Genomic DNA, 15,594 nt, shown 5'->3' on the forward strand with positions numbered 1-15,594 from the left:
AAGGAACGGTCGCTTCCTTTGTACTCACCCTCTCGGGCTTTCCTCCGGGCGCTTCCCTTCGGTCTTGCGTTTCCGACTCTATCAGATCTTTTCTCGATCCGATTTCCTCGGTGCTTTCCAGGTTCCCGCTCTCGCGTTTCCCTTTCCGGCGGTTCCGACTCTATCAGATCCTTTCGGCGTCTGATCCCCAGTCAGCGGGGCTTGTCTTCCCGGCCGTTGGGCCGTTCCGACGTCTCAAACCTTAGCGGATCCGCCCGGCGATTCCCAATCGGGCCGCCGAGTCCCTATTCGAATTGAATTCGGGCACGCCGAAATCAACCCGGAGGAGGGATCGTGCTGAAGGTGTGAGGGGTGCCGCTCGGAGCGGCTGAGGTGCCACCGAAGAACCGTTACGGCTCCGCGGCAACCCGGAGAACTTTACGGATCGAGCAGGGGCGTGTCAACACCCTGCTGTCAAGATCTTTTCCGCGGGCGTCAGTCCAGGTCGCTGAGCCGGCCGCCGGCGTCCGGCTGGGCGTGCTCCACCCGGCGCAGCAGTCTGGTCAGGACCTCGCCGAGCACCGCGCGCTCCGCGGGAGTGAGGTCCTGGAGCAGGTCCTCCTCGAAGACCGTCGCCAGGCGCATCGCCTCCAGCCACTTCTCGCGGCCCTCGGGGGTCAGCTCCACGATGACGCGGACGCGGTTGGACTCGTCGCGCTCCCGGGTGACCAGTCCCTCGGTGACCATGCGGTCGATCCGGTGGGTCATGGCGGCCGGGGTGAGGCCGAGCCGCTTGGCCAGCTCGCTGGGACCCATGCGGTAGGGGGCGCCGGAGAGGACCAGCGCCTTGAGGACCTCCCACTCGGCGTTGCTGATGCCGAGGGCGGCGGTCTGGCGGCCGTAGGCGACGTTCATCCGGCGGTTCAGACGGGACAGCGCCGACACGATCTTCTCGACCTGGGGGTCCAGGCCCTGGAACTCGCGCTGGTAGGCGGCGATCTGTTCTTCGAGCGTCGGCTCTGTGACGCCGGGGGTGTCGGCCATGGCCGCAGTATCGCACGGGAGCCCTTTGCCTTGAAGTCCTTGACCATGTACTCTTTAGCTTTGAAGTTTAGCTTCGAAGTCTTCAGGTCTAACTAGTGAGAGAGGTGAACGTGACCAGGGCGATGGGCGCAGCGATGCGCCGGATCCACGTGGGCAACGCACTCAGCGCGTTCGGGCTCGGCTTCACCGTCCCCTACCTGTACGTCTATGTGGCGCAGATGCGGGGGCTGGGAGCCATGACGGCGGGACTCGTGCTCGCCGTCTTCGCCGTGGCCGCGCTGATCGTGCTGCCGTTCGCCGGCCGGGCGATCGTGCGGCGCGGCCCGCTGCCGGTCCTGGTCGCCGCCCTGGTGACCGCCGCCGTGGGCGCGCTGAGCCTCGGTCTGTCGGGCAGCGCCGCGAGTGTGCTGCTGTCCGCTGCGGCGCTCGGGGCCGGGCAGGCCGTGATGCAGCCGGCGCTGGCGACGATGATCGTGGACTGCTCCTCGGCTGACACGCGCTCGCGTGCGTTCGCGATGCAGTTCTTCCTCCAGAACCTGGGGCTGGGCGTCGGCGGTCTCATCGGCGGCCACCTCGTCGACACCACGCGCGTGTCGTCGTTCACGCTGCTGTTCGCGATCGAGGCGGCGATGTTCCTGCTGCTGGTCGGCGTGCTGGCGACCGTGCGGATGCCGCACTCGCCGCGCCTGGCGGACGCTCCGGCGGGGTCGGCGAAGGGGAGCTGGAAGCAGCTGCTCGGGAACCGGGCGATGGTGCAGCTGTCCGTGCTGGGCTTCGTGATCTTCTTCGCCTGCTACGGGCAGTTCGAGTCGGGGTTGAGCGCGTACGGCGTGGAGGCGGCCGGGATCTCCACGTCCGCGCTGGGTACCGCGCTGGCCGCGAACACGCTGATGATCGTGGTCGCCCAGTTCGCCGTACTGAAGTTCGTGGAGCGGCGCCGGCGGTCCCGGGTCATCGCCGCGGTGGGGCTGATCTGGGCCGTGGCCTGGCTGGCCGCCGGGTACGCGGGACTGGGACACGGCAGCCAGGAGATGGCCACGGCCGCGTTCGTGTCGACGTACGCGTTGTTCGGGCTGGGCGAGGCGATGCTGTCGCCGACGGTCGCGCCGCTGGTCGCCGATCTGGCGCCGGAGGGCATGGCCGGGCAGTACAACTCGGCGTTCGCGCTGGTCAAGCAGCTGGCGCTGGCCGTCGGTCCGGCGGTGGGCGGTCCGCTCGGGGCCTCGCTGCCCGGGCCGTACATCGTGACCTTCCTGCTGTTCTCGCTGGGGATCACCGTCCTGGCGCTGTGGCTGGGGCGGCGCCTCACCGCCGTACAGGACCGGCCCTGGCTGGCGCGCGGGACCCGGGTGGTCACCCGGGGCGGGGCGTCCACGGGACCGGTGCGCGCGGACGCGTGAGCCCGCGGTGCGTCACGGCCGTCACCTCCGGGTGACGGCCGTCGTCGTGTGCCGGGCGTGTCGGTCAGCGGGTGGCGAGGTCCGGGTCGGTGGCTCCGGGGCGCGGGTCCACGGTGTCCGGCAGCTCGCACGAACGGCGTCATGATCGGGGCGGAGTAGGTGTCGTATCCCTCGGAGATCTCGGGCGCGTCGCTCGGTACGCCGGATCCGTCTGCCGTGGTCGGCTTCCGGCACCGGGCGGGCGCGTGACCGCGATGCCGCGCCGGCGGGTCCAACAGCCGGTCAGTGCTTCGCCTTCGGCAGGACGAACTCGCACCACACCGCTTTTCCGCCGCCGGGGGTGCGGCGGCAGCCCCAGCTGGAGGCGATCGTCGCGACGATGGCGATGCCCCGGCCCGACTCGTCGCCGGGCTCGGCGCGACGGCGCCTCGGCAGGTGGTCGTCGCCGTCGGTGACCTCCACGATGAGGCGGCGGTCTGTACGGCGCAGGCGGAGCCGCATGGGCGGGGTTCCGTGCTGGAGGCTGTTGGCGACCAGCTCGCTGGCGGCGAGGACGCCGAGGTCGTGCAGTTCGGCGGGGAAGCGCCAGCTGGTGAGGACGCCGGAGGCGAAGGCACGCGCGCGGGGGGCCGCTTCGACGCCGCCGAGGAGTTCGAGGGCCGCGTTGCGGAAGAGGTCGCCGTCGGGGCCGGTCCGCGCGGGGTGCTGGAGGACGAGGACGGCGACGTCGTCGTCGTGGTCGGCGGTGACGCCGGCCGAGCGGACCAGGCGGTCGCAGACGACCTGGGGGCTGCCGGTCGCGCCGGCGAGGGCGCCTTCGAGCGCGGCGATGCCCTCGTCCAGGTCGGCGTCGCGGCGCTCGACCAGGCCGTCGGTGTAGAGGACGGCCGTGGAGCCGGGGCCGAGGGCGATGGAGCCGGAGGAGTGCATCCAGCCGCCGGTGCCGAGCGGCGGGCCGGTGGGTTCGTCGGCGCGGGAGACCGTGCCGCTCTCGTCGCGGACCAGGATCGGCAGGTGACCGGCGGACGCGTAGACCAGGCGGCCCTCGTTCGGGTCGTGGACGGCGTAGACGCAGGTGGCGATCTGGTTGGCGTCGATCTCGGCCGCGAGGCCGTCGAGGAGTTGCAGGACCTCGTGCGGGGGCAGGTCGAGGCGGGCGTAGGCGCGGACGGCCGTGCGGAGCTGGCCCATGACGGCGGCGGCGCGCACCCCGCGGCCCATGACGTCGCCGATGACGAGGGCGGTCCGGCCGCCGCCGAGGGTGATCACGTCGTACCAGTCGCCGCCGACCGCGGCCTCGGTGCCGCCGGGCTGGTAGGTGGCGGCGATGCGCAGGTCGTCGGGCTGTTCGAGTTCCTGCGGGAGCAGGGAGCGCTGGAGGGTGACGGCCGTCTCGCGCTGGCGGCGCTCGCTGGCGCGCAGGCGCTCGGCGGCCTCGGCGTGGTCGGTGACGTCCGTGGCGAAGACGAGGACCGCACCGCCGCCTGCGTCGCGGTCGCCGTTCTCGGCGACGGGGGTGCAGGTGAAGGTGTACGAGCGGCCGTCGACGGCCTTGCGGGACTTCAGGGTGCGGGGCTTTCCGCTGCGCAGCACCTGGTCGAGCAGCGGGAGCAGGCCCAGTTCGGCGAGTTCGGGCAGGGCCTCGCGGGCGGTCGCGCCGGTGACGCGGGCGCCGAAGGCCGTCGTGTAGGCGTCGTTGACGTAGGCGATGCGGTGGTCGGGGCCGTGGACGAGGGCGACGAGGGCCGGGACGCGGTCCAGGACGTCACGCGCGGGCAGTTCGTCGACGGCGGGTACCGGGGCTGTGCCGTCGGCGGGCTGTTCGGCGCGGGCCGCGGGCACGGAGCCTTCCCCCCGCCGGTCCGGGGAGACCGCCGTCTCGGTCCGCGCGGCGGCGCGGCGCTGCGTTCCGGGGAGCCGGGCGCTCCAGCGCGTGAAGTTCACTTGGGGAAAGCCTCGTGGGTGCTAGGGCGGGCGGGTGCCCGTCCGACGTCGTAGGGCAGTCTGGCAGGGAGCGGGCCGCGGCGGGCGACAACCGTCAGACGCCGGGGCGGGCCGTGGAGTTCCTGAGTCCGGTCAGGACGACCCCTTCGGGTCGTCGGAGGGGCTGTGAGGAGGATTTCCACCGGCCGCGAGTTCGAACTCCGCTCGGGGGTGTTCGAGTGAACCGAGCGAGACGATCTCCCGTTTGAAGAGCCCGGCGAGGGTCCATTCGGCGAGCACCCGGGCCTTGCGGTTGACGGTGGGCACCCTGCTGAGGTGGTACAGGCGGTGCATGAACCACGCAGGGTAGCCCTTCAGTTCGCGCCCGTAGACCTGTGCGACGCCCTTGTGCAGGCCGAGGGAGGCGACCGAGCCGACGTACTTGTGCGCGTACGTCCGGAGGGGCTCGCCGCGCAGGGAGCGGACGATGTTGTCGCCCAGGACCTGGGCCTGGCGGACCGCGTGCTGGGCGTTGGGGGCGGTCTCGGTGCCGGGTTCGGCGGCCGTGACGTCGGGTACGGCGGCGGCGTCGCCGGCGGCCCAGGCGTGCTCGGTGCCGTCGACGGTGAGCTGGGCGGTGCAGCGGAGCCGGCCGCGGTCGGTGCGCGGCAGGTCGGTGGCGGCGATCAGCGGATGCGGTCTGACGCCGGCCGTCCACACGACCGTACGGGTCGGGAAGCGCTGGCCGTCGCTGAGCACGGCGACGCGGTCGGCGCAGGACTCCAGGCGGGTGTCCAGCAGCACCTGGATGTTGCGGCGGCGCAGCTGGGTGACGGTGTACCGGCCCATCTCGGGGCCGACCTCCGGGAGGATGCGGTCGGTGGCCTCCACGAGGATCCACTTCATGTCCTCGGGGCGGAGGTTGTGGTAGTGGCGCGCGGTGTAGCGGGCCATGTCCTCCAGCTCGCCGAGGGCCTCGACGCCCGCGTAGCCGCCGCCGACGAAGACGAAGGTGAGGGCGGCGTCGCGGACGGCCGGGTCGCGGGTGGAGGAGGCGATGTCCATCTGCTCGATGACGTGGTTGCGCAGCCCGATGGCCTCTTCGACGGTCTTGAAGCCGATGCCGTACTCGGCGAGGCCGGGGATGGGCAGGGCGCGGGAGACCGAACCGGGGGCGAGCACGAGTTCGTCGTAGCCGAGGAGTTCGGCGGTCCTGCCCTCCTCGGCGGTGGCGAGGGTGGTGACGGCGGCGGTGCGTACGGCGTGGTCGATCGAGGTGACCTCGCCGACGACGACGTGGCAGTGGTCCAGGACGCGGCGCAGCGGTACGACGACGTGGCGCGGGGAGATCGAGCCGGCGGCGGCCTCGGGGAGGAACGGCTGGTACGTCATGTAGGGATCAGGGCTGACGACGGTGATGTCGACCTCGCCTCTCCTCAGCTCGGCCTTCAGCTTCCGCTGGAGGCGCAGGGCCGTGTACATCCCGACGTAGCCGCCGCCGACAACCAGAATGCGCGCACGTTCCTTCACCATCCCATGACGCACCCGCCGCTGGAGTTTGTCCACAGCCCCGACAATTTGTGTGACCGGCGGCCCGGTGTGCGCACGACCGGCCGTGGCGTCCGCGCGGGACGAAAGGGGGCAGGTCAGCGGGGGCGGGCGACAGGGGGCGAAGGGCGGGAATCGGGATGTATACACCCCGTACTCCGATCGGGGGGCGCACTGTACGGAACCTGCCCCTTCTGAATTGACTTCCTCTCAACTATGTTCGTGTGTCGACGGGGTGTAGGGAATGTGGTCGAACGGGTCCGCGACGGGCGGATCCGGTCGGGACCGAAGCCAGTTCCGCGCACCTCGCGTTCAGTGGCGGGGAGTCTCCGGGGGGAGACGTCATTACCGGGGGAAACACATGCATGTTCAGGACACGCATTGGGCATCGGCAGCGGCCGTCGCGCCCGGCGGCAAGGCGATGAGCGCGGCGGTGGGCAGCGGACGCGCGGACACGGCGCGGACGACCCCGCTGCGGGTGGACGCACAGCGCAACCTGGAGCACGTGCTGCGCGCGGCACGTGAGGTGTTCGGCGAGCTGGGCTACGGCGCGCCGATGGAAGATGTGGCGCGGCGGGCCCGGGTCGGGGTCGGCACGGTGTACCGGCGCTTTCCCAGCAAGGACGTGCTGGTCCGGCGGATCGCCGAGGAGGAGACGGCCCGGCTGACCGAGCAGGCCCGGGCGGCGCTCGGGCAGGAGGACGAGCCGTGGTCGGCGCTGTCGCGGTTCCTGCGGACGTCCGTGGCGTCCGGGGCGGGGAGGTTGCTGCCGCCGCAGGTGCTGCGGGTCGGCTCCGCCGGTTCCGGTGATGCCGGTGCGGCCGGTGAGGCGGTCGGCCTCGCCGGAGAGGCGCGGGTGCCGCAGCAGCGGGTGCAGCCGGGGAGTGCCGAGCTGCGGCTCGTGGCGCAGGAGGCCGCGGTGGCCGATGACGCCGGGGCCGGGGCGCTGCTCGATGTGGTCGGGCAGTTGGTGGACCGGGCCCGGGCGGCGGGTGAGCTGCGGACGGACGTGTCCGTGGGTGACGTGCTGTTGGTGATCGCCACGGCGGCGCCGTCGCTGCCGGACGCGGCGCAGCAGGCGGAGGCGTCGGCGCGGTTGCTGGACATCCTGCTGGAGGGGCTGCGGTCCCGGTCGTAGCCGGGCCTCGGCTTCCCCTTCGGGGGCGTTCCGTCCTTGACCGGCACCACCCGCGCGGCTGTCGCGCTCGGGTGGTGCCGGTGGCCTTTCCGGGGGCGGGTGCGCCGTCGACGGCTGCGGGTCGCGTTGTACGGCCGCTGCCCCGTCGTGGGTGTGGGGGCGTGGGGCGGTGGCGAGGCGCACCCATGCCGTCCCACGCCCCCCTTCTCCGTCGGGTGCCCCTCGCGTCGGCTGCGGTGGCTGGGCGTTCGACGGGTGTTCGGGGGATGGGGGAGGCAAGTGCGCTCGGATGAGTGGATGGGGTGCGCGCGGGGGCTCCGGGGGAGTCCGGTGTGGCAGTCTGGCGCCTGACGGGTTGGGCTGAGCCGGGGTCGGGGGCTGTCCGCGATGGGCGTTGACGGGTGGGACGGGTCGCGCGGTGACGACGGGGACGCCGAGACCCGGGAGCTGACCTCACCCCAGGTGCCGCACCAAGGCGGGCGGCCGGCTTCCTCCGGCGGGGGCCGTGACGGGAACGTGCCCGCCCAGCGTGGGGGAAGCGTGCTGCCGCCGCCCCGGGGGGTGCCGCCCGCCGACACCGAGCTGATCGAGCGGATGCGTGGCGGTGACGACTCCGCCTACGAGGAGCTGTACCGACGGCACGCCGACGCGGTACGGCGCTACGCCCGCACCTGCTGCCGGGACGGGCACACCGCCGACGACCTCACCGCCGAGGTGTTCGCGCGGATGCTGCAAGCGGTGCGGGGCGGCTCCGGGCCCGAACACGCCGTACGGGCCTATCTGCTGACCTCGGTCCGGCGTGTCGCCGCCCACTGGACGAAATCCGCCCGGCGGGAGCAACTCGTCGACGACTTCGCCCTCTTCGCCCAGCAGGCCGCCCGGGTCCCGGAAGCCCCCGACGACACCGCGTTCATCGGCACCTCCGGGGCGGGCCTCGGTCTCGGCGCCGACGCCCGCGCCCTGCACGAGGCCGAGCAGTCCATGGCCATGCGGGCCTTCCGCTCGCTGCCCGAACGCTGGCAGGCCGTGCTGTGGCACACCGAGGTGGAGGACGAGTCCCCGAGCGAGGTGGCCGTCCTGTTCGGGCTGGACGCCAACGGCACCCGGGTGCTCGCCAGCCGCGCGCGTGAGGGGCTGAAGCAGGCGTACCTCCAGGCCCACGTCAGCGCCGCCCTCGCCCAGGACGAGGAGTGCGCCCGCTACGCCGACCAGCTCGGCGGCTACGCCCGCCGCAAGCTGCGCGTCCGCGCCGAGCGGGGTCTGCGCAAGCACCTGGAGGGGTGCGCCAGGTGCCGGCTGGCGGCGGCGCAGATCGAAGAGGTCGCGAGCGGTATCCCCGCTGTCGTGCCGGTCGCGGTCATCGGCTGGTTCGGGGCCGCCGGGTACGCCAAGGCCCTCGGGATCGTGGCCGGCGGCGCGGGGGCCGGGGCGGCCGGCGCCGCCGCCGCGGCCGGTGGCTCGTCCGGCGGGGCGAGCGGCGCGGGCGGGGCCGCGGCCTCCGAGGGACTCGGGGCGCCGGTGAAGGCCGGCATCGCGGCCGGTGTGGTCGCGGTGGCCGCCGCCGCGGTCGCGCTGGCCCTGGTGAACGACGGCCGTCCGGCGCAGGAGGCCGCCCAGCCGGCGCCTGACCCCTCCCCGTCCGTGTCCGCGCCGGTCGTACGGCCCGGGACGCCCACGCCCACGCCGGCTCCGCGCACGCCGGCTCCGCGCACGCCCCCGCCGAAGCCCGTCGTCCACGCTCCCGACCCGGCACCGACGCCCGCCGGCACGCCCGCCCGCACGCCCACCCCGACACCCCCGGCGAAGCCGGCCCCCAAGCCCGTCCCGCCGCCTGCACCCACCCCCACACCGAGGCCGAGACCCAAGCCGACCCCGACGCCCGCTCCGCCGCCGGCGCCCACCGTCTACGAGCTGAGCGAGCTGCGCTTCGACGTCGTCGGCGACGGCACCCGGCCCGAGATCGTGCTCGGCGGCAGCAGCTGGGTGTGGCAGCGGTACGGCATGTCCGTCGGCGGTGAGCGGTACGCGCGCGGGGTCACCGTCCAGGGCGACTCCTCCGTCACCATCGCCCTCAACCGGCGGTGCACCGCGTACGACGCGCTGGCCGGCGTGGACGACATGACGCCCGGCCTCGGCAAAGTCTCCTTCTCCGTCTACGCCGACGGGGTGCGGCTGTGGCGGTCCGGCATGGTCGAGGGCCGCGACCCGGCCGTCCCCGTCCACGTCGACCTCACCGGGCGCGGGACCGTGCGGCTCGTGGTGGAACCGCACGGCGACGCCTTCGACCGGGTGGCGCTCGCGGACTGGGCGGAGTCCCGGTTCACCTGCCGCTAGCCGTCCCGGCGCCCAGCTCGCGCAGGACGTCCGCCACGCCGAAGGAGGCACCCCGGGCACACTCGGCGGCGTAGCGGTCGGCCGGGAGGGCCGCGCGGGCCGTGGCGCGCACCCGGGCGGCCTCGCCGCGTTCCGGTTCGGGCCGGTCGAGGCCGTCGCGCCAGTGGTCCGCGGCGGCGAACAGCCGCAGCGCGCCCGGCAGATCGCCGAGCCGGGCCAGCAGACCGGCCGCCACGTCCACCAGGCCGGCCGTGATCGACTCGGCGCACCGGTGGTCCACGGCCTCGCGCAGGGCCTCCACCAGGATCGACAGGCCGTGCGCGGGCCCCGACTCGTCGGCCGCGATCAGCGCCTCGACCATCCGCTGGGCCGCCACGAACTGCGGGGGCGGGGTGCCGTCCCGGATCACCGCGCGGGTCGCCTCGTACAGCTCGCGGGCCCGCGCGTGCTGGTCGTCGTGCAGGGCGATGTGGGCGCGCAGGAGCAGCACGAAGGCCCGGGACTCGGGTACCGCGTACCGGTCGGCGGCCGTTCCCGCCTCGTCCAGCGCGGCCAGCGCGGCCTCCCGGTCGCCGGAGCGGTAGGAGATCTCGGCGAGCCGGGCGATCAGGAACGGCGACTCGGCGTAGGCGCCCACCTCGTAGGCGAGCCGCAGCGCTTCCTCGTACTCGGCGCGCGCCTCCTCGTACCTGCCCCGGACCAAGGCCGCCTCGCCGGCCGCGCTGCATATCTGCGCCCGCATCCAGCGGTCACCGACGCGCCGGCTGAGCGTCCGCAGCTCGGCCAGGTCCTCGTCGACGCCCCGCAGGTTGCCCGGGGAGTCGACGGTCACGTGGGCGCGGTACATCAGGGCGACCCCGAGTTCCCAGTCGCCGCCGTAGCGGCGGCAGTTGGCGACGCACCGCGTCATCTGCGGGCGGATGTCCGTGGGGCCGCCCAGGTAGTAGGAGGTCAGCGGCCAGATGATGCCCGGGAGCCGGGCGGCCTGCGGTCCGCCGCCTTCGTAGGCCGCCCGCACGCGCGCGAGGTACTCCCGGGTCCGTTCGTCGGCCGCGAGGGTCTCCGTGCCCGTCTCGGCGGTCAGGAACAGGTCCAGCATCCGCAGGTCCATCCGCAGCTCGCGCAACGGATGCCCGGCCTCGCCGTCGGGGGCGGCGAGGAAGGCGCCCACCGGGTCGGCGGTCTTCACCCGTGCCCTCACCTCGTCGGCCGGCGCGCCCGCGGGCAGGGTGTCCAGGGCGATGCCCAGGCGGAGCACCAGCCGCACCCAGGCCACCGCCTCCTGACGGTGGTTGCGCAGCCACCAGAACCAGCCGGTGGCCAGGACGACGGCGCCCGCCTCCGCCTCGTCCCCCGCGCGGACGGCGCGGTCCAGGGCCGCGCGGATGTTGTCCATCTCGGTCTCCAGGCGGGCGATCCAGGGCAGTTGGGCCGCCGACCGCAGCCGTGGCTCCGCCTGTTCGACCAGCGCACGCACCCACGCGCGGTGGCGTCGCTCGGCCGCCGCGCGCAGCCCGGGGACCTCGGCCGCGCGCTCGGTGGCGTACTCGTGGATGGTCTCCAGCATGCGGTACCGCATGCCGGCGCCGGAACCGGTGCCGTCCGGGTCGTGCGGGGCGGCGACCACCAGGGACTTGTCGACCAGCGCGCCGATCAGGTCCGCCGCCGGGCCGGTGCACACGGCCTCGGCCGCCGCGAGGTCCCAGCCGCCGGCGAACACCGACGCCTCGCGCAGGACCGTCCGCTCCCGCTCGTCCAGCAGCTCCCAGGACCAGTCGACCACCGCGCGCAGGGTCTGCTGGCGGGGCAGGACCGTGCGGCTTCCGGAGGTGAGCAGGCGGAAGCGGTCGTCCAGGCGGTCGGCGATCTGGCGCGGGGTCAGCAGCCTGAGCCGGGCCGCGGCCAGCTCGATGGCCAGCGGCAGCCCGTCCAGACGGCGGCAGATCTCCGCCACGGCCTCGGTGTCGCCGAGCACCGCGTCGGCGTCGGGACGGACGGCCTTCGCGCGCTCGGCGAAGAGGCGGTGCGCCTGCTCCGGGACGAGGGGATCGACCGGGCGCACCGACTCGCCGGGGACGCCCAGGGGTTCACGGCTGGTCGCGAGGATCGTGAGCCCCGGGCAGTGGGTGAGGAGGGTCTCGGCGAGGGCGGCTGCCGCGCCGATGACGTGCTCGCAGTTGTCAAGGATCAGGAGGCGGCTGCGCGGGGCGCAGTACTCGATCAGCAGGGCCGTGGGGTCGGCTTGCGGGGTCGCCAGCTCGTTGGTCAGCAGCACGGTCTCGCGCAGACCGAGCGCGCTGACCACCGCGCCGGGCACCGCCTCCGGCCGGTCGAGCGGGGCGAGCTCGACCAGCCAGGCCGAGGGCAGTGGTGCGGCGGCCTCCTCGGCGAGGCGGGTCTTCCCCGAGCCGCCCGGTCCGGTGAGCGTGACCAGGCGGGCCCTGTGCAAGTCGGAACGAATGGCCGCGAGCTCCGGTTCCCGCCCGACGAAGGAGGTCAGGCGGGGACGGAGGTTGCCGGTGCGCTCGGGGGGTTTCGGGGGCGCGGGGTATGCCGGATGCGCCGGGTGCTCGGAGGTGTGTGCGGGCTTGCGGGACTCCAGGTGCTCCGCGGTGTGCGTGGACTTGGGGGACTCCAGGTGCTCGGCGGCGTACGCGGGCTGGGCGGTCTCCGGGTACCCGGGGGCGTCCAGGGGCTCCTGCTTCAGCAACGAGGCGTGCAGGGACTGGAGTTCCGGGCCCGGGTCGGCGCCGAGGGAGTCGGCGAGGGTACGGCGGGCGGACTCGTAGGCGGCGAGGGCGTCGGCCGGGCGGCCCGTGTCGCGCAGGGCACGGATGAGGAGGGCGTGCAGGGGCTCGTCGTACGGGTGGACGGTGGTCAGTTCCCGCAGCTCCGGTACGGCCTCCCGGGCGCGGCCGAGGGCCAGGGCCGCGGCGGCGCGGGCGCGGGCCGCCTCCAGGCGCAGGGCCTCGGGGCGGGCGGCGGCGGTGCGGTCGGGGAGGTCGGCGAGGGCCGGGCCGTGCCAGAGGGCGAGGGCCTGGGTGAGGGTGCGGTGGGCGGTGGCCGGGTCGCCGGCGGTGAGGGCCTGGGTGCCGGTGTGGGCGAGGCGTTCGAAGACGTGGAGGTCCACCTCGTCCTCGGCCGCTTCGAGGCGGTAACCGCCCGGGGTGGAGGCGATGGTGTGCCGGCCGAGGGTACGGCGGAGGCGGCCGACGAGGGCCTGGAGGGCGGCGGGGGCGTCCTGGGGCGGGTCGTCCGCCCAGATCTCCTCGACGAGGGCGTGGGGGGCGGTGGTGCGGCCGGGGCGGAGGGCCAGGGCGGTGAGGAGAGTCCGCAGGCGCCGGCCGCCGATGGGTACGGGGGTGCCCTGGTCGTCTGCCGCTTGGGTCACGCCCAGGATTCTGTACCGCACCTGGTCATTGTGGCGGGGGGTGGCGGACGGAGCACGGGGGTTTCGGTTCTCGGGGCTCCCGGTGCCCGGCACGACTGCCCGCGGCCGGACGCGCCCCGAAGGCACGCGGGGAGCTGCGCTACCGGCCGCGACGGACCCGCCGGCGCACCCGGGGGGCCCAGCCCCCAGGCTCACGCCCCACCGCTCACACCCCTGGCGTGAGCGCGCTGCGCCTCGGCTGGATCCCCGAAGGGACCGCGCGGGAGCGGGTCGGGGTGCCCGTCCAGCAGGTGCCGCGGCGGGAGAGGAGGCGGCGGAGCCAGAGTTCGAGGGAGACGAGGTCGGCCAGGCCGTCCAGGGGAAGCGCCTCGCCCGCCGCGGCGGAGCGCAGGGCCTTGCGGACGACACGCGCCTCCACCAGGCCCGCGTCGGCCAGCAGCGGTGTGGAGAAGAGGTCCAGGAGGGGGTCGGTGGCCGCGCGCAGCCCCGCGCGCGAGGCCGCCGCCGAGGACGCGTGGGAGGGCGCGCCCCAGCCGGGCGGGAGGTCGGTGACGCCGGCGCCCTCCAGGACCGTACGGAGGATGGCGGCGCGGGCGCCGGGCTGGACGCGCAGGGCCTCGGGGAGGTCACGGCAGGCGCGTACGACCTGGTTGTCGAGGAACGGCGCGTGCAGCCGCTGGGAGCGGATCTCCGCGGCCTGCTCCAGGACGCGCAGATCGGCGGCGTGCCGGGCGAGGGCCGCACGCGCGCGGTAGTCGCCGGGGCGCTGTACGCCGGTCGCGGAGCGGTCCGCCTCCGCCTGGAGCAGAACCGATACTTCAGCCAGCGCCTCCCCTGTCAGCCACCGGGCGGCGGGCCCGGGTCTCGCCCAGGCCAGCGCGGCGAGGGACGCGCCGACCGCCCCCTTGGGCTCGTCGAAGCGGCGCCGCATCAGCCGCTCGGCCAGCACCTCCAGGCCCGCCCGGTAGGGGGTGCGGGCCAGGCGCCGGGCCGCGCTGTACACGCGCGCGGGGACCATCACGGAGCCGTCCGCGCGGGCGAGCGCGGCGACCGGCCGGACCAGGTGGCGCCGTTTGCGGTCCACCAGCAGGTCGGCGAGGCGGGCGGGGTGGGCGTCCAGGACCTGGCGGGCGCCGTGCCCGGTGAAGTGGTCGGCGCTGCCGGCGGCGAGCCGCGCGCGGTGCCGGGCCGCCTGGACCAGGGAGGGGCCGGGTTCGTCGGTCAACGGGCCGTCGAGGTCGGCGTACGGCAGGGTCTCCTCGCCACCGGTGACCACGACGTGGTGCAGCCGGGGATTGGCCGCCAGGGCACCGGCGCGCTCCAGTTCGGCCTCGCGGCCGGTCGCGGTCAGATCGTTGAACGTGACGGCGAGGAGCCGTTCGCCCGCGCCCGTACCGTGGCCGAGGAGCGTGCCGGGTCTGCCGGGCAGCCCGGCGGCCAGCAGCGCGAGCGTGCCGGAGGCGGGGCCGCCGGACAGGTCGGCGCCGATGCCGGGAACCGGCATCCCGCGCGCGGCCCGCCGCTCCGCCGGTCCCATGCCGGGCACCGGCCCGGGGTCCAGGTCGGGCACGTGCCGGGGTGCCGACAGCCGGGTGCGGACGGCCTCCACGAGCGCGTCCCGGACGGCGTCCACGGCGCGGCCGGGGTCGGCCGGGGGCGCGGCCACGGCGAGGGAGGCGACCGGCTCGTACCCGGCGACCTCCCGCGCCCCGGCGCGCAGCACCAACGCGTGCCCCGGCGGAATGCGCCGCACGCCGTCGTACGGGGTGCTGTCGCGCAGCGCGGCCGGGACGTCCGGGGCGGCGAGCAGGGCGGCGAGGTGGGTGAAGTCGAGGTTGGCCTCGACGAGGTCGGCGAGGGGCAGCGCGGCGGTGGCGTAGGCGGTGCCGCCGGCCCAGGGGGTGTAGAACACCGGCCGGGCGCCCGCGAGATCGCCGCAGACGGTGATGCGGCGGCCGGCCTGGACGACGGCCGTGTAGCTGCCGGGCCAGGTGGTCAGATGGCGCACCGCGCCCCCGCGCGCGGTGAACAGGCCGCGCCTGAGCTCCTCGTCGGTGGCACCGCAGATGCCGAGGACGGCGATCCGGTGCTCTGCGTCGGCGTGCACCACGCGCACCTCGTCCGGGCGCCAGTCGCCGACGGCCCACAGCGGGTCCGGGTCGCCCCACAGGAGATGGGAGCCGACCGGGTGCAGGGTCTCGCCGTCGTATCCGACGGCACCGGCGGAGCCGATCCCGGCGGCGCCCGCGGCGGTGCTGCTCCAACCCACCAACCACCGCATCGACGCCTCCACAGGCTGTGGACAAACAGTGCACCGTACGAACCGGACCCCATGCTGCCATGAAGGGCGCGCGGGAGAGGGACGGCGGCACCGCCTTCGATCGAGGGAAAATCCAGGGAAACACGCGGAGCCGGCCTGGGGAGTTGGCGGGCGGCCGGTGTCTGCGGGGTGGGTGCCGACCGGGCGGTGCCGCACGGGCCCGGCGCGAATGCGCCCCCTGCGCGCTCCCCCAAACCGCCCTTCGCGCCCTCAAGTTGCATGGTCGGAACGGCAATTGAGCGCACACAACGGGGGGTCATTTTCGGCCAATTAACTGGAGGGGCACCGGAGATGAGCACGCTCCGTACAGGCCTGCGGAGCGCGCGGCGGTCCACACGCGCGCACGGCCCGGGAGGCGGGCATCGCCTCCCGGACCGGTCCGCCACCCGCGGGGATGAAGGTGGCGGTGTCCCCCAGCCCACTGGATCCAGTACAGCGGGCCGACCCACGCAAGAGCCATGGAACCGCTCCCCGGATGGCCGGAGAAGAGCGCACGGACGGGCGCACGGCCACACGT

8 protein-coding genes are annotated in these 15,594 nt (G+C 74.6%); 3 read left to right on the top strand and 5 right to left on the bottom strand.

Annotated features, from left to right (window positions below; all coding sequences use genetic code 11):
• Window positions 1-474: 474 nt before the first annotated feature.
• Entirely contained in the window at window positions 475-1,023 is a 549-nt protein-coding gene (locus IE294_RS27925) for a MarR family winged helix-turn-helix transcriptional regulator (RefSeq protein WP_014673551.1), read from the bottom strand.
• 122 nt (window positions 1,024-1,145) lie between these two features.
• Between IE294_RS27925 and IE294_RS27930 the strand changes: the two genes are divergently transcribed.
• Window positions 1,146-2,423 carry an MFS transporter gene (locus tag IE294_RS27930; protein WP_189890782.1) on the top strand — a complete coding sequence of 426 codons (1,278 nt, stop codon included), beginning with the start codon at window positions 1,146-1,148 and terminating at the stop codon, window positions 2,421-2,423.
• Between the two features lie 282 nt (window positions 2,424-2,705).
• Here IE294_RS27930 and IE294_RS27935 read toward each other — a convergent pair whose 3' ends face one another.
• Together IE294_RS27935 and IE294_RS27940 are read right to left on the bottom strand one after the other, a co-directional pair.
• Entirely contained in the window at window positions 2,706-4,367 is a 1,662-nt protein-coding gene (locus IE294_RS27935) for an ATP-binding SpoIIE family protein phosphatase (protein WP_189890635.1), read from the bottom strand.
• Between the two features lie 132 nt (window positions 4,368-4,499).
• Entirely contained in the window at window positions 4,500-5,879 is a 1,380-nt protein-coding gene (locus IE294_RS27940) for an NAD(P)/FAD-dependent oxidoreductase (protein WP_189890637.1), read from the bottom strand.
• Between the two features lie 376 nt (window positions 5,880-6,255).
• On the opposite strand from IE294_RS27940, the gene IE294_RS27945 reads away from it, so the two are divergent.
• Together IE294_RS27945 and IE294_RS27950 are read left to right on the top strand one after the other, a co-directional pair.
• Window positions 6,256-7,032 carry a TetR/AcrR family transcriptional regulator gene (locus IE294_RS27945; RefSeq protein ID WP_189890638.1) on the top strand — a complete coding sequence of 259 codons (777 nt, stop codon included), beginning with the start codon at window positions 6,256-6,258 and terminating at the stop codon, window positions 7,030-7,032.
• Window positions 7,033-7,419: 387 nt separating this feature from the next.
• Window positions 7,420-9,366 carry a sigma-70 family RNA polymerase sigma factor gene (locus IE294_RS27950; RefSeq protein ID WP_189890639.1) on the top strand — a complete coding sequence of 649 codons (1,947 nt, stop codon included), beginning with the start codon at window positions 7,420-7,422 and terminating at the stop codon, window positions 9,364-9,366.
• Here IE294_RS27950 and IE294_RS27955 read toward each other — a convergent pair.
• On the bottom strand, window positions 9,353-12,778 hold the full coding sequence (locus IE294_RS27955; protein WP_435858188.1) for an AfsR/SARP family transcriptional regulator: 3,426 nt from the start codon (window positions 12,776-12,778) through the stop codon (window positions 9,353-9,355). The two genes, IE294_RS27950 and IE294_RS27955, sit on opposite strands and share 14 nt — an antisense overlap.
• Window positions 12,779-12,962: 184 nt before the next feature.
• Window positions 12,963-15,038, bottom strand: coding sequence for an asparagine synthase-related protein (locus IE294_RS27960; protein WP_189890641.1), 2,076 nt, complete (start codon window positions 15,036-15,038; stop codon window positions 12,963-12,965).
• Window positions 15,039-15,594: the final 556 nt, after the last annotated feature.

This window comes from Streptomyces canarius, assembly GCF_014650735.1.
In the GTDB taxonomy this organism is placed as follows: Bacteria; Actinomycetota; Actinomycetes; order Streptomycetales; family Streptomycetaceae; genus Streptomyces; species Streptomyces olivaceoviridis.